Below are 19,757 nucleotides of genomic sequence, written 5' to 3' on the forward strand. Positions count from 1 at the left end.
ATTTGGTCACCGTTTCAATCAAATACATCATGGGAATGCGTGCGATTGTCTGATTCGCCGCGAGGGAATGCCGTGAAGCACCTGCTCCTCACCACGACTGCGCGGCGGACAGCCTTGCAACGGACAGCCTTGGGCTCCGGCCTGGCGCTGGCGGTCGGGGTATCGGTGCTGGCCGTCGAGGCCTGGGCGGCCGCCAAGGTTCCATTGCCGAAAGCGCGTCCGATCGCGCGCAGTGCCACACAGGCCTCAACGGCCGTAGCTGCCCCCGCGAAGCCGCTGGCGCCGGATGCCGCGAGCCCGGCTCCTGCGATCCAGCCCGCCACCCGCCAGCACGCTGTCATTCCTCCTGTCATCAAGAGGCCGGTCGCCCGTGCCGCCGTCGCTGCGACGACATCGACCCCGCAGGCGGATGCCGAAACGCTCGAAAACGTCATCGAGCTGATCCGCAAGCGCAAGGGTTCGGAAGCCGCGCAGTTGGTGCAGACGATTGGCGATCCGGTGGCGCGCAAGCTCGGCGAATGGATCTATCTGCGCAGCGATGACAATGGCGCTTCGGTCGAGCGCTACCGCGCTTTCGTCGCCGCCAATCCGAGCTGGCCGTCGCAAACCTTCCTGCGTCGCCGCATCGAAGCGGCGCTGTGGGACGACAAGCGCGAGGACTCCGCGATCCAGTCCTATTTCGAAAGCGAGAAGCCGATTTCCGCCAAGGGCAAATTCGCGCTCGCCAAGTCGCTGCTCGCGCGCGGCGACCGCGCCGGCGCGGAGCGGCTGATCCGCGACGCATGGCGCAGCGATCCGATATCGGGCGATACCGAGAACCTGGCCATCGACATGTTCGGCCCGCTCATCACGCCCGGCGATCACAAGGCGCGCATGGATATGCTGCTCTATGGCAGCGATTCCGATGCGGCGCTGCGCTCCGCCAAGCGCCTCGGCGGCGCACAGATGGCGCTGGCCCGTGCGCGCATCGGCGTCTCCAGGAAGGCATCGAACGCCAACGCCTTGCTCGCCGCAGTGCCGTCCGAGCTGCATAGCGACCCCGGCTACATCTTCAGCCGTATTCAGCAGTTGCGCCGCGAGGAGAAATTCGGCGAAGCGGCGCGCCTGATGATCGCAGCGCCGCGCGAGCCGCAGCGCCTGCACAATCTCGACGAATGGTGGATCGAGCGACGGCTCACGGCGCGCAAGTTGCTCGACGTCGGCGAACATCGCTCGGCCTATCTCGTGGCCCGCGATGCCGCCCTGCCCGCGCGCGATATCTACAAGACCGAACAGGAATTCACCGCCGGCTGGATCGCGCTACGCTTCCTGAAAGATCCCGCAACCGCCGCGCAGCATTTCGCGCGGATCGGCGTCGGCAGCGTCAATCCGACAGCCCTCGCCCGCGCCGGTTACTGGCAGGGCCGCGCCGCAGAGGCCGCAGGCCGCAGCCAGGAAGCGCGTGCCGCCTATACGCGCGCGGCTGAGCAGTCCACCAGCTATTACGGCCAGCTCGCGCGCGCGAAGCTCGGCCTGCAGCAGCTCGACATCAGCGGCGCGTTGACCGCCCGCGCGCGCGGGCTCGATCGACTGGAAATCGTCCGCGCAGTGCAACTGCTATATGCGCTCGACGAGCGCGAGATCGCGGTACCGATTTTCGCAGACGTGGGCGAGAACGGCGATCCGGAAGCAGTGCTCGGCCTCAGCGAACTCGCGCAACAGAACAAGGACGCGCGCGGCATGCTGCTGGTCGGCAAGGCAGCGCTCAATCGCGGCCTGCCCTTCGATCACTATGCCTATCCCACCAACGGCATTCCGAGCTATCGTCCGGTCGGACCCGAAGTCGAACCTGCCGTCGTTTATGCGATCGCGCGGCAGGAAAGCGCCTTCAATCCGGCCGTCGTGTCGCCGGCCCAGGCCTATGGCCTGATGCAGGTGACGCCGAGCGCGGCGCAATATGTCGCCAAGCGACACGGCGCCACCTATGACCTCGCGCGCCTGAAGAGCGACTCGACCTATAATGCGGCACTCGGCGCAGCGGAACTCGGTGGCCTGCTCGAGGACTATCGCGGCTCCTATATCATGACCTTCGCCGGCTATAACGCCGGGCGCGGTAGCGTGCGCAAGTGGATCGAACGCTACGGTGATCCACGTGACCCCAGGGTCGATCCGGTCGACTGGGTCGAGTCGATTCCGTTCTCGGAAACGCGCAACTACGTCCAGCGCATCATGGAAAACCTGCAGGTCTATCGCGCCCGCTTCGGCGGTGGCTCACGGCTGCAGATCGAGGCCGACCTACATCGCGGCAGCACGAGCGTCGAATAGCACGCGATAACAGCCCGAACTCACCACCGTCATTGCGAGGAGAGCTCGCAGCGTCGTGGTCAAACGTCATCCACGCAAGCAAAAACCCCCGGCAGTTTCCTGCCGGGGGTCTTTGTTTCAGATAGCGAATGCCGTGAGGCAGTCGATATTAGAACGAGCGCAGGATCTGCACCGAACCGTTGTAGAGGTTCTGGTTGCTCGTGTTCAGGATCGTGCCGGCCGGCTTGCCGGACATGCTGTTCACGGTGTAGGTGCCGTTCAGGTTCTGCTCGAGGCGGCTGTAGGTGAATTCAGCCGACAGGGTCAGGTTCTTGACGGGGGTCCAGGCGGTACGGGTACCGATCTGGGCAATGGCGAAGTCGAAGTTGCCCGTGCCGGCGAAGGTGCCAGCGCGAGTGGCTGAAGCCGACGAGCTGCTGTTGCCCGGGCCACCCGTGGTGAGGCCCTGGAAAGCTGCCATCATCAGAGCATTGCCGTCACCATACGAGATGCTGCTGTAGCTGCCGAACAGCGACGTGCGCCATGCCGGGTTCCAGTAGTGCTCGTAGAAGCCGGCGACCGACCAGGCTTCGCTCTGGATGATCTGGCCATTGGTGGTGTACACGCCGTCGAGAACGTAACCGAAGCCGATGGAGTTGCCATCAACCTTCGCGAAACGACCGCCGCCCGAGGTGTCGGTGGTGCCGCCGGCGATTGCGTACTTCGCTGCGCCCTTGGCGTAGGTTGCTTCGAGCTTCAGAGTGTCGCCAGCGCCGGTGGGCAGGTTCTTGAATTCAACCGCGCCGTTGACTGCGAAACCGTACTTGTCGTCAGCGTGACCGGTGTTCTCGGTCGAACCGTAGAAGCCCGGGGTAGCAGCGTGCATCGCAGCGCCGAAGTGCAGGGTGCCCCAAGCCTGGTCGAGGCGGAGGTTGCCGACGACGTCAGGAATGTGGTTGCCGCCGTAAGCGTTGCCCAGGAAGGTGTTCGAGTTCGTGCCGTAGAACGCACCCGTGAACGTGCTCGCGCCCGGTCCGGTGATGAACGCGTTGGTGTTCCAGAGACCGGCATTGCGGTAGGGCGAAGCGTTTTCGAGCGAGATCGTCGCCGACACGCCGTTACCGAACGAAGCGGTGTAGGCGATCTGCGGGATACCGGTCGTGTTGTTCGAACCGGCCATGAAGCCCGACGAGATGTAAGGCTTGTTGAGGGCCCACTGCGGGTCGAACTGCGAGACGGCCTTACCGAAGGTGAAGCCGGCGAACTGGATGAAGGCGTAGTCGACTTCGGTGAAGCCGCCAGCGATCGATTCACGGTTCTGCGAGAAGTCGAACTGGATGTTCGCGTAGGTACGAACGACACCATATTCGGTGGCAGTGCGGGTATCGGTGGTCAGGTTGATACGTTCGCGGGTGATGAAATAATCCTTGGTCCAAAGATTATTGCCACCAGCGCCACCCTGCCAGAACGGGGTGTCGTAAGCTGCGGCGTTGAACGAGGTGTCCAAACGGATCGCGCCGCCGATCTTGATGCAGGTATCGGTGCCCGGGATGTAGTAGAAACCCGCGCCGTAGAGCGAGCAGATCTTCACGTATTCGACCGCTTTGGCCTTGACGGGAAGATCGGCTGCCTGAGCTCCGCCAACGGCGAGCAGAGCTGCCGTCGAGCCGAGGATAAGGCCCTTAATCGTCTTCATGTAAACCTCCAAGTTGCTTTAGGGAAGGTTCTGCAACGGGGTGGAGGCCACCCTGAAGACAAGTCCCCTTAATCCCTGACAACCCGCAAACGCTCCGAATCGCAAAACCCGTCGCACAAAACGTGACGACGAGGTTCAGGACGAACCACTTTACGGGACGACCTCGGGATGCCCCCCTCCGTCGCACCGAGACCATCTCCCAAGGTGTCTCGCTTCGCAACAATGGAACGCCTCAAAGCCGCCTCCATTCGGCCGTTTCCCAGCCTGTGTTGCTTAAATCACACGGACTCGTGAATAGGCATTCCTGGCAAGCCATTGCTTCAACATGGGAATTTCGGACGCCACATTTCCGGTCGGCGGTCACGCCCGTAACGAGCAGAAACACCTTCACACCCGCATGCCACGTAACGGGCCGACTTCCCCGGTCCATGGGCCGAATCGTCTCGCATCTGCCCAGCGATAAATTCCCCGGCAAACGCGCAACGCCGGAAGGCAATCAATAAATGGCCTCCGGGCCCACTATTCCCGTGGCAAATGCACCATCGGCGGGAGCGGCATCGCACGATTATAAAGAGTCATCCACACCAGACCTGTCCGATTTTTGCGAACATAGGCTGCAGACCGCGATCTGGCGCTTGCGGCTCGCGACGGTGTCGGGCATATGCAGCAACGATGGAGCTGTGGCCGAGTGGCTGAAGGCACCGCTTTGCTAAAGCGGCATACCTCTCAAGGGTATCGAGGGTTCGAATCCCTCCGGCTCCGCCATTTTTCCTATATTCTATTGATATTGTTCGATATTCTTAAAATCGACGCTCTCGCGCTCGACGCGCGGACTGGGGAGGCCGAGCGAGCGCCAGACTGACGGAAGATCGCGATTGCTGCCTTCAATGAAGATTGGGCAGCAAAGGCGATGCCGCAGATCGCTCGCCCAGCTTTTGAAGAATTGCGACCTCCAGCTTGAAGCCCGCCGGCCGGCTTACAAGGATTGGCAGTGAAAAGGGAGCGTTGCGACTTTCGCGAAACTCCTCGGAAAAATGGGGGCTACGAGCAGTGCGTCCGGGTAGCCAGAGTCAGCACGAGAACCATTGAAAAACCCGCCGGGTCGCTCCGGCGGGCCCGCAATGTTGCGCGTCAGGGAATCCGGGCGACTTCTTGCGGCGCGGCAGGCTCTGCCCTGCCGGGCTTTTCGGTTGCCTGACTAACAGGCAGTTGCAGCACGATCGCCCTTTGCCCGGGCTTGAGATCTGTGACGAGAACGATCTTGCCGTTCGAGAATTCGAGCGCGTCATGATGATGGTGAGATTGGCCTACGTCGATTTGGCGAAAACGGGCCAGCCGATCGCCCACATTACGGCGAAACACCCACCCATCGACCCGGACATCGTGTTCAAAGGCGAGTTCGGTACCGGGACGAAGGCACACTGCGACGTGAAGATCGTCGCAGCTTGCGAACCCCCGGGTTGTCGTGGAAGGAAATCTGGTCGACACCAACCTATCCGCCACCTCCGCGGGACGGGTAGCGACCGCGTGCAGGCTGTAATCACACATGGATGCGCTCCTATGGATGGCCACCCAGCAAATGCGCAACATTTTTGGACCGGGTTGGTTGCAGCGCCATGCAAAAAAACTGCCGGCGTAGCTTCCGAAGCGAGCGCACTTTCCGCTGATCTGAGGCAGCAGCGTAACGATCATCGGCCGAAGCGTTTCCCGTCGCATGACGGACCCGGAATGCGTCCCTGTATCGGAAGCGAAACTGCACCAGTGAATCGCCCGTCACACTCTGCCGCGCCTGGCTCGTTCAAATGCCTCATCCCAGACGGGAAGCGGATATACCGCATGGAAATAGTCGAACGTCCGAAGCATTGAGGCTGCGCTATCAGGGTAGCGCGTCGCAACGTCCAGTACTTGATGTTTGATGAAGGTCGCGTGTTTGGCGTCCTCTGTGGCATGCTCGATAACGAACCGCAGGCCATCGCGAGGAAGTTCCCGCGCCTCAATGACAGGCAGAGCCGCCTGAGTGACAAGGGCAGTCAGTTGCTCGAATAGATACTCAGCCCCCAAGTAGCCCAGCGGGTCCTCCACTTGAGCCATTCGCCACCAAACCGCTGCGACCACGAATGTAGCTGGCGAGGGATGCGCTTCGACGGCATCCGACAGCTTCCCGCCAAGCTTTCCAAAATCTTCTACAGCCCAAATTCCGTGCTCAGCCTCTTCAGCCTTGTGGCCGCAGAGCGCCTGAATAAGCTTAACTTCCGATTTCGGAAGTCGACCGAACATATGGAAACCGGCCTCTGTCGTGTGCTTCTGATACCAGGCGACTGACCGGAATATCTCTCGGACCAAGGCCAGGATTTCCTCTCGCGGAGTCGCTGGATCAGAGATGAGCTGCCATCCACGCCAGTGCTTTACATCAGCGAAGATATTATTCACGCGCCATTCAAGCTCCATGAACGTATCGTGCGCAAGCGGCGAATAATGATCGCTCGGCTTGTTGGCTACGTTCACTTGAAGGCCCCCTTGGACGTGGGTGACGATGACCGGCCGGCCTCGGCAACCGACCAGAGCGGCGAGCTGATGTTTCGCATATGCTCGAAATCTTCCATCTCGTGGACCAAGACGTTCAAAACGCCTGCAACCGGATCAATGAATTTCTTTCCAATCGACCGAAAATCCAAATCGCTCAAACAATGATACCAATTCGTCGCGTGTACTAACGAGGCATTGTTCTGCGCCGATGGTTACCCCCGTATGATAAACCTCTTTGAAAAGATCATTTATCATCGGGCGCGCAGTTTTTGGCCGCATCGCACATCGGGAGCTGATGACCGCTTCGTGCAGGCGGCCCGGATTGGCAGCTTCTACGAGTGGCGATAAGTGGGCGTCATGGAGCGCATCGGATGCAAGGGATCTGCGAACGCTGCCAATCTGCACGATGTCCGACAAAGTAGAGGCCACTGACACGGGACTACTATGCTCTGCGAGCCGTGAAGGAACGTTCAGCCGCCTTGGCGGACTCACTGGGAAAGCTGGACAATCAGATAGCAATCGGTAGCCCTCAATTCCTCCTGTCGTACTTGGGGAATGTGGGGGTCGCATCCCCCAATTGGGTTACCCTCAGCGAGCGGCTTCGCCGGCGCGGACAAGGTATCAGCGGAAGCGAGAAAGGGTTTCGCTCGTCCTTTCCCACAATTGTCGCCGTGCTTCCTCGCTATACGCTGGGGCAGCAGGTGTCAGCGGGCGCCCGTTCTTCGCTGAGACATATGCCCCGGACCGTTGGCCTGCATTTCCACGCCGGATATAGCTGGGCGAACGCCGTGCAGTGGCGACAGTGTGCAGCCGGGACGAGAATGTCGCGACGAGCATCGTGCCTGACGCTCGCCGGCCACATTGCGAGATCTCTCCCTCTTACCGAACCAGGCGACGGCGTTCGTCCGGCGTCAGTTGATCGATGGCAGCCTGCTCGAGCGCGCCCGCGCCGATCACCTGGACGGGGCTGCCCGGATTTTGCGTGCGGCGTTCATCGCGCTGGTCGTGCTTTCTTTCCTCATCGCCTTTCTGATCGCCTCCCCCGCCATAGCCCAGCACTTCGACGATGATCACCGAAGGATTGCTATTGGCGGCCTGCTGCGGCGTAGCCGTCTGCTGCGTTGCCGCCGTTGCATTGCTGGTGGAGAGGGCTGCGGTGATGCTGGGTCCCTGTACGGTCGGAATGCCAGACGATGCACCTTGCACCTGGATGTTGGCCGCGTTGACGATCTGCAAGGCGGCGAGGTTGATATTGCCCGACACGCGGATGCCCGCCTCGCCCGCATCGATCGTGCCAAGCGGCGCGATCAGGTCGATATCGCCCGCTTTCACTTCCGGGATCGGATTGAGCGTGGCGATGCCGGCGCCGGCCGATGGCACCTGCGGCGACAGTGTCACGTTGCCGTAGTTGTCGTAGACGCGTTTCGGCGGTGTGTAGAGGACGGTAGTCTTGGCGCCACGGCCGGCGTTGATGTCACCCGATGCCGACCATGCGAGAATGTTGCCGCCGAAGGTCGTCATGATGCGCGACAGGCCGAGCAGCACGCTGCCCTGGCTGTAGATCTGGATGTCGCCCCGACCTTGCGTGACGACGCCCGACGTGCCCGCCGGCAACGTGCCTTCGACACCGACCACGACCTTGCCGGACGGTGCCAGCATCTGGATATCGCCACCGAAATTGGTGTGCACACCAGCATCGCCAAACATCGTGATATCGCCGCGGCGCGCGATTGGATTGCCCTGGGCATCCTGGTCCGGGAACAGCGTTGCGATCATCTGGCGACCGCGCAGGTATGACCCGTAGCGCGAACTGGCCGCGTCGTTGTATTCGCGGCCACCTGCGGTGAGCTCGGCGAAATACACCTGGCGCAGGAAGATGCGTTGCTGCTCCGGCGGCAGTGCGGCAAAAGTCGCGCGCGCCTCCTCCACCGATCCAGCGACGTTGCCCCGCTCCTTGAGCCAGGCGATCAATTCCCCTTCATATGTCTTGGCAACCTTGCCGATCTGGTGGGCAAGCGGCACGCCGGCCGCCGCCAGATTGGCGGGATCGAGATAGAGCGCCGCGAGCATGGCGTAGTCGGGTCCATTGACGCCGACACCGGCCATCATCGCGATGGAGGCGCCGGGCCGGTTGTCGCCGGCGACCAGTGGTCCGATCGAGGTCACCGAAGCCTTGTCGGCCTGGTCGAGATTGCGCCCGGCCGTCACCTCCAATGTGCCCGGGCCTGCGACCTGCACATTGGCATAAGTGATGTCGCGGCCCGCCTGCAGCAGCGAGACGTCGTCACTGTTGTTGTTCACAATCACCAGATTGGGATTGATGATGTCGCCGCTGGCGCGCACCCGCGTCGCGATGCCGCTGCGATACCAGGTCAATTGTGTGCGGCCTGCAGACGAGACCGAATCGAAGGTCCGGATCGCGCCGCTCGACAATCCGACGATGTCGCCATTGGCCGCATAGAACAATGCCGATGACGGATCGCCGGCGTGCAGCATGGTCCTGCCGATGGTGTCGGGGCCGAAGGCGAACAGCGGATATGTGTCGGGTACACCGATGACCGATCTCTCTTGGGAATCGACCAGTGATCCCTGCGGACTGGTATTGGAGAACGCGGCGCGGCCATCGGCCGAATAGCCGACAAAGGCCGCACGGAACGGCGTCGGAAGCGGCGTGTCCGAACCCGACATGCCGATCGTGTAGCCGCCGCCATAGATCGAGGTGCCCGCGAGCAATTCCAGCGCACCCTTGGGAGACGGTGCCAGCAGGGTTGAACTCGTGGAAGAAAGACCGCCACCGGCCGAGTTACCGAAATAGATACTGCCAGCGCCGGCGACTGCGCGCAGGATCGACGGATAGACGATCGCCGTATCGCCGGTATCGGCGTTGCCCAACTTGCTTCCCGCAGCGATGTCCGGCTTGATGACCGCATCGGTGCCGGGCGTCAGGTTGCCGCCTGCGGACATCAGATTGATGGCCGTATGATCGGTCCAGAGCGAGAACCAGCTCTGGCCGATGGTCGCCGTGCCGCTGGCCGTAAGCTTCGAGAGATTGCTGGTGAACACCCGGCCGGGGTCGGACGCGGTGCCGAGCACCAGATCACCCGACGTGTTCAGATAGATCGCGGAATCGCCCGGCAACAATTCGATGCCGCCCTGGCTGTTGGCGACGGTCGAGGTGAACGGATCGACGGGACGCACATCCGTGCGGTCGCCGTCGAAACCGCGTAGCGTCTTCTGGTTGGCGCGATACAGCGTATTGATACCGCCGACCGCCGACGCCGACAGCGTCGTCAGACCGCGCAGATTGGTCAGCGTACCGTTGAGGCCCGTATTCTGGCTGTTGGACAACCGGCCGCTCGCAAATTGAACCGCGTCGAGATTGGGGTTCAGCACGCCGCCGATCTTGATCTGCAGATCGCCGCCGCCGGTCAATGTCAGATTGCCCGATGCATCGACGCGTCCGGTGCTGCCCACCGCAACAACCAGCGCCTGGCTGCGCGGCGAAGCGGCCAAAACAATATCCCCGCGCGGCGTGATGATGCCGGCATCGCCCGCGGCAGTGATGGTGACGTTACCGCCGCCGAGTGTGCCGAAGCCGGTAAAGCCGGCCATATATGGCGACGCCGGCTGATTGCTGATCGGCGCCGATGTATAGGTGCCAAAATTGATCCACCACGAGGTCGCGATGCCGGATGCATCGGTGACTGCACTACCGGTCCCCTGCCGCCACAACCAGTTGCCCACGCCAGAGCTATTCACGTTGTCGTGCGGCATCTGGCCCCAGACGTCGCCGACGAGATCGCGGCCGACGCGGATATCCAGATTGCCGCCGTGCTCAGGATACCAGGCCTGATAGGTACTTGCCGCAGCATCATAGATCGGCGGCAACGCGCCGTTGACGCTCTGGCCCCGCGGCAGGTTGAACGGGTTGTTGCCGGTCCCGTCCAGGATCGCGGCAGATTGCATGCCGGCGGTGTAAACGCCGAACGCAGAGTTCATCCGCAGGTCTCTCGCAGCGACCATGCCGAGATCGCCGCTTCCGGTCCGGACCACGCTGAAGGCTGGCGACAGATAGTTCACGGTGGTCACATCGCGGATCGGAACCGTGGACGCTGAGCAGAAATCTGGCAAAACATCGCATATCCAGAGATCGTCGTTTCCTATGGGGTCTCCCTCAGTTCCCCAACCGTTCTCGACTGCATATGGCGTCCACACGAAAATCGTCCCGCCAACCTGCTTGATCTCAGTGGTCAAGTTGGAATGGGTGTCGGCGAGAATGATCGAACCACGCGACGATGGATTGGTGGCGCGGCGATCCGCCGAGGCGAGGTCCGCACCGGCCGTGAGCTGGATGCTCCAGCTCGTCGTGCCTTCGGGCAGCATCGGCGCAACTGCCCAGTTATCGCTGCGCGCGGCGCCCGGCCGCAAATCGACAGCAGAATCGCCCGGCAACTGGACATTCGTTCCCGACGGAATGACAGAGCCGCGCGCCAGCGTGGTCTGCACCACCGTCTTCATGGCGATGGGCAGCACGACGTTCTTCGGCCAGACCAGCGCCGCGACCTCGGCAGCGACGCGAAGCGGCGTGCCTGCGCCCAGCTTCATGCCGGCATCGGCCACGAGATCTGCCGTCAGCACGGTGCCGGCCGCAGCCCGGATGCTGCCATCGGCGTTATAGACATTCGCCGACAGCACGGTGCCGGCTCCGAATGTGTAGCTTCCCGTCAGCACCGCATCCACCGGCAGCGTCGTGCCGACCGGCAAGGTCATCGCGGCAACCGAGATATCGAAGTTCAAAGCGGCCTTCATCGGAAACACAGTTCCGATGTCCAGCACCACACCGTCGATGGGAATCGTGATGTCGGCGCCATAGGCATTGTGTTTGTCGAATTGCGGCAGGCTCGTTTCCGAGAGATACCAGCCCTTGTCCGCTGGCGTGGCAGCCGGCGGCGCGAAGCCGTCGGTGATGCTGCCATAGACATGGAGGTTGCCGGCCGCGCGCAGCACCAGCGCGCCCGGTTCGCCGAAGCCGCGCCGCGCGGCGTTGAGAGGCGCGGAATCCGGCCCATAGCGCCAGTTCGACAGATCGATATCGCCGAGCACGGTCAGATTGCCGTCTGGATTGACGGCACTGTTGCTGACGATCTCGACGCCCGGACGCAGATGATAGTTGCCGAGACCGGCCAGGCGCGCCGCCAGCGCTCCGTTGGCGAGCGCCGCGTCGATATAGGTTCGGCTGTGACCGTCAATCGTGTTGAGATAGTCTTGCGTGATCAGCTGCGTGGTTTGTCCCGCAGCATCCGGCGTGGGCGCCATCGGGGCATCGTCGTAGGTCCTGAAGCCGTGCACCGCGATCGTCTTGACGCCGAGGATCGTCGGCGTGCCCACGACATCGACCGCCACATCGTTGCCGCCGATACGGGGCGCGTTCAGCGTCAGCGTCCCGCGCGCAACGCCGTCGTGGTGAGCCGCATCGGATGTGCCGAAGCGCAGATCGATACGCGCGGTGCTGCCAAGGGTCAGCGTTCCGTCGCGCGTGGTGAGATCGACGATGGCCCGGTTCGGACTGTCGATGATCTTGCCATAGCTGTCGCGGCGGATGCCGGTGGCATGCGCATCGAGCGTACCATTGACGGTCAGGTTGTCGCGCGCCGCAAGCCGGATCGTACCGACTTCGAAGCCGCTCGCATCGATGGTGCCATTGACGATCAGGCTGCCGCCGTCGGCCGTGATCTCCACATCGCGGGCACGCACTTCGTCGCCGATGACGATGTCGCCCTGCTTGATCTGGAAACGCCGCGCGCCGAAGACCTGGCCATAGGTGAGACGGGTATTCAGCCCGGCAAAATCGTTTACCGCCTGCGCACGGATCGTGATCTCCGATCCCGCGGCGGGGACGAAGGTGCCTCCTGCATCATACCAGCCGCTGCTGCTGCCGAGAACCGTTCCGCCGAGTGCCACCTGCCCGGCTCCCGCGCCGAGCGCCACGGCCTCGATGGAACCGCCATTGTTCAGCACCGCCGAAACGTCGATCACCGAACCGGCAGTCTGCGTGATGTTGCCGCCGGTGCTGGCCATCACCAAGCGGCCGCCGGCGCTGTAGCGATTGACCTCGAAGTAGGAGAGCTTGCGGCCGGCCAGATCGATACGCGAGCGATCGTCCAGCAGGATGTCGCCGGTTGCGTTCAGCGTCAGTTTGCCGGAGGAAAGCGCGATGGCGCCGTCAATGCGGATATTCTGCGCGGACAGGCTGAGCTGCGCGCCGAGGCTCGTGGACGTTCCGGTCGCGCCGGCCGGCGCCAGCACGGCGATGGTGCCGCCGGCGGTGATCGCATTGTCCGATCCCGAGACGCCGGTCAGCACCGGCGCAGTGATGCTCAGGTTGCCGCCGGAATACTGGTAGCCGGTCGCGGCATCGTAGCTGCCCTGCTGCTGATAGACCTTGAGCGTTCCCTTGGCATTCGACGTGACGCTATCGGATGCAATCAGGTTGACCATGCCGAAGCCGAGCGCCAGACGCTCCGCCGGCATGATCGCGATCGGCTGGGTGCCACTGGCATATCCGAGAATGATATTCTTCGCGTTGATATCGAGCGTGCTGCTCCCCAGCAGGCCGCCGATGACAGCGCCGGGTGTATTCGGCGCATAACCTTCCGACAGATATCGCGACGGCTTCTGCGCAAGCCCCGTCCAGACGAATTGTTCGGTCGTGATGACGGCGCGATCCCCCGCGCTGCCATAGCCATAGATCGCTGGCGTGCCTATCACCAGCTGGGCAATCGAGGATTTTCCGGTCGCGGGATCGAAGGTATCGAGCACCACCGAACCAAAGATGTTGACGGAATCCCGCGCCGTGATCGTCAGCGTTTCGACCTTCGGCACGTTGGCAGCTGCGTTGCCCGCCAGCAAGGTGTCGAGAATGCCCTGATTGAGCGACAGACCCGCCGGCAATTGTCCGTTGGCGGTCGCCTGCTGCAAGGCCGCGTCGCTGCCGAGATTGACCGACGACACCGCCAGCGCCAGATTCTTGGCGCCATAGACCGTCTGCGGCGTCAGCCTGAAGGCCTTGTCGGTGGCGATCGCCAGCGTGCCCTCGGTGAGGATCGAGGTGATCCCGCTGCAGCCGCCGCCGGCGCATTCGCCGATGCGGATCGGACCTGGAGAGGAAAATCCCTCTGCCACCGGCGGCAGCAGATTGATCAGTCCGTTGGAAACGGCCACCACGCCAGCCGTGGTCGCATTGAACACAATGCCGTTGGTGGAGTCATAGACCGCCCGGCCGCGTCCGATCGTGTCGATGGACGCGCCCTGCTCGATCGTGATGCCGCCCCATGTTGCGTAGGACATCAGGAAGACTTCGGCGCCGGTCAGATGCGCGCCACTCCGCACGTCGATGACGTTGGCTTGCGCTTTGAAGCTTGCGAAATTATCGGCATAATCGAGTTGAAGAGCACCGCCGACCAGCAGCCGCGGCGCGCCGAGCGCATTGAGGTCGTCGGCATGAATCGACAGGCCGGTATAGCCGGCCGTCGGCGCCGCGCCAGTGCCAAGGATCTCGATATATTGCGCCACCACCGAGGTCGTGCCGCCGAAGCCGGCACTGCCGGCTTCCGGATTGAAAAGCGCCGTGCCGTCGAACTTGAACATCGACACTCCGGGCTTCGGTCTCGAATATGAGTATTCGAGCGTCAGCGAGCCGGCATCGGCGTCGATCTGCCCGCGCATGCCGCCGAGCCTCGCCGCGTTGGCGACGGTGTAGGCGTCGTAGCCCGTCTCGTTATAGGTCGAATGGCCGCGCACCGTGGCCGCCGAAGTGACGATCAACTGGCTTGGCAGCGTATTGCGGATCACCGTATTGGCAATGCCGAGATAGCCGGCGCTGATCGTGCTGCCATTGCCCAGCGTCGCCGTATTGCCGGCCACCGCACCGGCCTTGCCGATCTCGACGCGGAACGCGCCGGGCATCAAGGCATAGGTGGATGGCAGCAGCGTATAGGTGCCGGCCTTGAGGCCGCCAGCATCCTGCGTCAGCGTGATCTGCTGGCCGACCAGCGGATTGCCCGCTCCGGCATCGGCAGTAACCGGCGCATAGGCGTCGCCGAAAGACGGCACGATCGCATAGACGCTGTTGCCCGCAGCACTGAGCGGGAACGTCGGATTGGCATTGACGAACGGTGTGCGCAGCACGTCCACGGAACCGCCACGGCCGCTGATGAAGCCGGCCCCAGTCAGCATGCCACCACCGGACAGGTCGAGCAGTGCGCCGGCTTCGCCAATCACGCTGTCACCGTTCAGGCTGATGCCGCTGGTGCCGAGCGCACGCGGTTTGATCGCCGTGCCGTTGTAGCTGTAGGACACGCCATCAGTGGTGCCGCCATAGGGCATCATCACGCCGGCACCGCTGACCGAGGTCACGCTGCCTGGCAGCAGGGACAGCAGACTCGCGCGTCCGGTATTGTTGCCGCGGTTATCCGAACCGAGGATCAAATTGCCCATGGGGGCGCGGACAACGCCGCCCTGCAGGATAGTATCGCCGCCGAGCGCGAGCGTTCCGAACACCGATTGCGGAGCTGCAACGGCGGTACCGTAGCCGCTGATCGTCAATACGCTGCCTGCCGCATAAGCGCCGCTGGTCGCGCCCGCTAGCAACTGCGCGTTGACGTCGCTGGCCGGATAGATTTGCGCTGCCGTCAGCGTCAGGTCGCCGGGCGACGCCAGTTCGGTGGTGGCGCCGCCGCTGAGCCCCATGCCGGACTTGCCGCCCAGCAACCGCACGTCGCCGCGGCTGGTGACGTCCACATGGCCGAAGCCACGGCGATCCATCGTCACCAGTGCGCCCGACTTCGTCGCGACGGTGCCGCGCGCGCCGAAGCCGACGCGGTCGCGGATCTCGACAAGATCGGCCGTGACGGAGAACCGCGCATCGCTGCTGCGGCTTGAGGAACCCTTGCGCCAGGTCACCGTTGGCATGATCTGGAAGTCGCCCGGTATTCGGGTGGCGCCCGCCAGGCGCAGATAGGACGTGTTCAACGACACGTTTGAATTGCTCGCCGCGGTCTCGGTCAGCGCATAGCTGCCGGCATAGATCCGCAGGCTCTGCGCCGCCGACAAAGTGACGTCGCCGTCGAAACTGAGAATGCCGTTGACCAGCAGCGACAGCGTGCCGAAGCCGCCATCGGCCACCTGGTTGGCGCCGAGCCGGCCGGTACCGTAGCGCAGCGCCGGATCGGCCACGTTGGGCACGAGATCGGCAGACAGACCGCTGCCGCGATGGATCTGCGAGACGATAAATTCGCGCGGCACGCGCACGGCATCATCCGCCGCCGCGTTCATGCTAAGCGCGGGGGTTTCCAGCGCGATCGCCAACGTGCCGCCCGCCGCACCGGCACCGCCGGCTTGCGCCCGCATCATGCCGTCGAGATACAGGCTGCGCGACGATTTGAGCACGATAGTGCCGCCATTGCTGGCCACATCGGTTGCCACGAAACCGTTCGGTCCCAGCACGTCGATCACCGCATGGGTGCCGGACGCATCGAGCAATGCACCCGATCTGATGATCACCGCGATATCAGGCGCCGTCGTCGATGCTCCCGTCGTCTCCCAGTCGATGTTCCCGCCCATGGTGATGGCGCCGCCGTCGAGTACTTTCTCGGAACCACGGCCACGACCGTCGATCGCCGTTACCGCAATGCCGGCGACATCGAGCACCGCCCGTTCGCCGATCCAGATCGAGCGATTATTCTCCCTTGCTGACGGCGACGTCGCCGCAGAGGTCAGCGCCGTCACGATATCGATGGCAATCTTGCCGGATTTGGCATGCAGCGCGCCATCGACGGTGATCTGGCTGGTGCCGCCGCCGATCAGGCTGATGCTGCGTCCGGCATCCACCGTGATCTGCGCATCGGCGCCGATCGCAATGTCACCGCCCTCGAACTGACGCTGCGAACGCAGAACGAGATCGGCGCCGGCGCGCTGGACAATCTTGTTCGACGGGAACGGTGCCAGATAGAGCGGCGGCGTCCACACTTCGCGGCCACCAGCGCCGGCGACGCCTTCCTGTCCGGGAGCGACCAGCGCGTAGACCGGAACCGTGACATCAAGCACCGTTCCTGCAACGACCGAAAGGCCGGCATGGCCGTTGATGTCGTAACTGGAGAAGCCAGACTTGAAGCGCTCGACATCGAGCACGAGCGCCAAGCCGGGTGCAGCCGGACTGCCGATCATCACGGCTGATCCTGATTCAAGCTTGAGCGTACCGCCGCCGCTGAAACCATAGCCCGAGACGGCACCTGCCAACCTGAGCGATCCGCCGCCGGCGACGCTAAATCCGTCGATATCCGCCGACAGGGTCACGTCGCCGCCGCGACCTCCCTTGATCGATCCGTTACCCAGCAACGCCGCACCCGAGGACACGTCGATCAGGCTGCCAGCTTCCACCGCGATATCGTGCGTGGAGATCAGCGACAGCGCGCCACCGTCCAGATAAGCGAGCTCACTGGCCGCTCCGCCCTGCAGCTGGTTGGTCCAGCCACCACGCAGATCGATGGTCGCGCCACCATGAATGGTTAGTGTGGAGGCCCCTGCGAGCGTCAGCGGGGCCGCGAGGCCGCCGGCATTCGATGCCACGAAAACATTGGTCGCGTTGACGCTGCCCGATCGCGCGATGATGTCGGCCTTGATATCGATCACCGGCGCGATCAGATTGACTTTGCCGCCATTGGCGAGTTCGAGCGATGCATCGACGGTGATGGCGCCGCGGGTACCGAGATCGAGGCCGCCGAGCTTCTGCGCGTTGAGATGATCGGCATCGAGCCAGACGGTGTTGCCGCGCTCCGCCGGCAATGCTGCTGTCGCGCCATTCGCAAGACCCGCGGACACATTCGCAACAGTGGAAATGCGCACATCGCTGGCGTACAGATCGACGCGGCCCGTGGCGTCGTATTTGCCGAGCGCCAGCGTGCCGTTCTGCGCCACGGTGGACTGGGTGAGCTTGTATCCATCGCTGACGCCATTGGCACGCTTCGTCGTCTGCCGTTCCCCGGCAACCGTGTCAGCAATGATATCGGCCTCGAACACCGCGGTCGGCGTTGACAGGTTGAGCCGGCCGGCATCGCGGCCGACGGTATAGCCGGCCTCATAGCGCCAGGTTGAGGACCGGGATAATGGCGAGGTCCAGACCTCGGTGAGCTGATCCGAGACCTTGCCCTGGATGTTATGCGTGCGCACGAAGCCGCCGGCCGCGGCCACGAACTTCATGTCGGCGGGCGCGTTGTCGAAACTGTAGAGGCGGCCGTCGGTGCCGATCAGCCGCGTCGAATAGATTCGGCCGCCGTCATAGCTGACCGATCCGCCGGAAATATCGAACCTGGCGCCCTGCTGCGCGATGACTTCCGGCGCCGCCAGCGTGATGCTGCCGCCGAGCGCCGCCCATTCGCCGATGGTGTGGGCGGTGTTGGCGAGATAGCCGCCGAGTTCGAGCAGACCGCCTTTGGTGTAGTAGCGGTCGCCGGCATAGCCGCCGGTGCCGGCGGGCACCAGCACGAGATCGCGGATGTCGATCCAGACATTCTTGTTGAGCAGCGCGCCGCTGTCGCGGTTGACCGGCGAGTCCCGGAGTTCGTTGCCCTGGATATTGACCAGCACCTGATTGGCCGCCATCGGCCGCACGGCGCCCCGCACGCCGGAGACGTCGATGCTGGCGCCGGTCTCGGTGAACACCCGCGTGCCGGCGCTGACGGCGACCTGACCGCCCTGTGCCATGGTCTGCGACTGGTTGCGGAAATTGACCACGCCGCCGGTGACGATCTCGATGCGGGACTGGTCCTGGCGGTCCGCCAGCAGCGACAGATTGTCGAACGCGCCTGTGGCGCTGCCGGCGCGCAGCAGATTGGCCGCCGCCGACGATGCGACCAGCGCGTCGCGCTGGCTGTCCAGCGCGGTCTCGCTGCTGTCGAGTTCGGGCAGGATCGCGGTGACGCTGCCGGCGCCCAGCGTCACGCTGCCCTGGCGGTCCGCCGCCGCGTTGAGCAGATGGATGGTGCCGCGGGTATTGACCGAGGTGGAGGCCAGCAGCACGCCGTCCTGCGCCAGCGTCCGGCCGGCCAGCGTGATGTCGCCCTGCTGGGCGAAGATCAGGCCGCTGTTGCTGACACCGCCGCTCTGGCTGCCGACGCCGATCACCGGCGATAGTTCGATGCCGCGCGTCGTCGATGTGGCATTGCCCTCGGTGCCGAAGCCGCGGCGCAGGATGAAGCTGTCGCCGGCGGCGAGCAGCGTCTGCCCCTTCGGGGTGGCGATGCTGCCGGCATTCTCGACCTGCGATCCGATCAGCAGCACGGTGCCGCCGCCCGACGTCACCGACGAGGGTGCACGGGTGCTGATCGACGCGCCGGCCTCGACCACCACCTTGCCGCCCGCGGCGGTGAAGCTCGGCGCATAGATGTTGCCGGTCTGGGTGCTGTAGATGCCGTTGCTGAGAAACTGACTGTCGGTGATGCCCGCGGTCGATGCGATCAGCGACCCCACATTGACCTGGCTGCTGCCGCCGAAAATGATACCGCTTGGATTGATGACATAGACATGGCCATCGGCCTTGATGGTGCCGAGGATCTGGCTCGGCGCCGTGGCGCTGTTGACGCGGTTGAGCGCGACCCAATTGGCATTGCCCTGCTGGTCGAAACTCAGCGTGGTGCGCGCGCCGACATTGAACGACTGCCAGTTCAGGATCGCCTGTTGCGTGGTCTGCCGGATGCCGACCTGGGTCTGGCCGCTCGCATCGACGCCCTGGGTCGGCGCATCCGCGCCGCTCCAGCCCGCCGGCATATTCGGCAGCAGGCCGCCGGCGCCGAGGCCGTTCGGCACATTGACCGGCGCCGTCATGGACGTTTGCCGCGTCGCCGCCGCAGCACGTGCCGCCGCCTGCAGCGCCTGTATGTCCTGCACCGCGCGCGCGGCGCGCGCCAGCGAATCCTGCGACTGCCGCCCTGCAGCCGCAGCCTGCTGCGCCGCCAGCGCGGTAGCATCGGAGGCGATGTTCGGCGCCGACACCACACCGCCGCCGCTGCCGTTCAGCGAACGGGCATGAACCAATGGCATCGACATCAGGAGCGCAGCGGCACTGACCGTGGTCAGCAATGCGCCATAGCGCGAGAGAGCCTGAAGTTTATTGATGTTCGACGCCATGATTGCCCCTCATACGGCGCGACCGAAGTCGAACCGAGACCGTTCGATGGAAGGGACCAAAGAGAGGAAC

5 protein-coding genes and 1 tRNA gene are annotated in these 19,757 nt (G+C 63.7%); 2 read left to right on the forward strand and 4 right to left on the reverse strand.

Annotated elements, in window-relative coordinates; all coding sequences use genetic code 11:
* Nucleotides 1-147: 147 nt before the first annotated feature.
* Nucleotides 148-2,304 (forward strand): lytic transglycosylase domain-containing protein, encoded by a 2,157-nt coding sequence (locus tag ACEK02_RS16950; protein WP_371422794.1) that lies wholly within the window; start codon nt 148-150, stop codon nt 2,302-2,304.
* Between the two features lie 148 nt (nt 2,305-2,452).
* Here ACEK02_RS16950 and ACEK02_RS16955 read toward each other — a convergent pair whose 3' ends face one another.
* Nucleotides 2,453-3,979, reverse strand: coding sequence for a porin (locus ACEK02_RS16955; RefSeq protein WP_371422751.1), 1,527 nt, complete (start codon nt 3,977-3,979; stop codon nt 2,453-2,455).
* A gap of 674 nt (nt 3,980-4,653) precedes the next feature.
* Here ACEK02_RS16955 and ACEK02_RS16960 point away from each other — a divergent pair.
* Nucleotides 4,654-4,744: transfer RNA gene (locus ACEK02_RS16960), tRNA-Ser, on the forward strand.
* 366 nt (nt 4,745-5,110) lie between these two features.
* Here the strand turns inward: ACEK02_RS16960 and ACEK02_RS16965 are convergent.
* The 3 genes from ACEK02_RS16965 to ACEK02_RS16975 all read right to left on the reverse strand — a co-directional run bounded on the left by ACEK02_RS16965 (nt 5,111) and on the right by ACEK02_RS16975 (nt 19,687).
* On the reverse strand, nt 5,111-5,527 hold the full coding sequence (locus ACEK02_RS16965; RefSeq protein ID WP_371422795.1) for a hypothetical protein: 417 nt from the start codon (nt 5,525-5,527) through the stop codon (nt 5,111-5,113).
* Nucleotides 5,528-5,752: 225 nt separating this feature from the next.
* The gene (locus ACEK02_RS16970; protein WP_371422752.1) at nt 5,753-6,484 is read right to left on the reverse strand and encodes an iron-containing redox enzyme family protein; all 732 of its coding nucleotides are present in this window, start codon (nt 6,482-6,484) and stop codon (nt 5,753-5,755) included.
* 900 nt (nt 6,485-7,384) lie between these two features.
* A complete protein-coding gene (locus ACEK02_RS16975; RefSeq protein ID WP_371422753.1) occupies nt 7,385-19,687 on the reverse strand; it encodes a filamentous haemagglutinin family protein in 12,303 nt (4,100 codons plus the stop codon).
* Between the last annotated feature and the right edge of the window lie 70 nt (nt 19,688-19,757).

This window comes from Tardiphaga sp. (genome assembly GCF_041424195.1).
Taxonomy (GTDB): domain Bacteria; phylum Pseudomonadota; class Alphaproteobacteria; order Rhizobiales; family Xanthobacteraceae; genus Tardiphaga.

What these genes read in the sequence shown, in the direction of transcription:
- ACEK02_RS16965 (WP_371422795.1), bottom strand. Translation starts at nt 5,527, where the DNA reads ATGTGTGATTACAGCCTGCACGCGGTCGCTACCCGTCCCGCGGAGGTG.
- ACEK02_RS16975 (WP_371422753.1), bottom strand. Translation starts at nt 19,687, where the DNA reads ATGGCGTCGAACATCAATAAACTTCAGGCTCTCTCGCGCTATGGCGCA.
- ACEK02_RS16955 (WP_371422751.1), bottom strand. Translation starts at nt 3,979, where the DNA reads ATGAAGACGATTAAGGGCCTTATCCTCGGCTCGACGGCAGCTCTGCTC.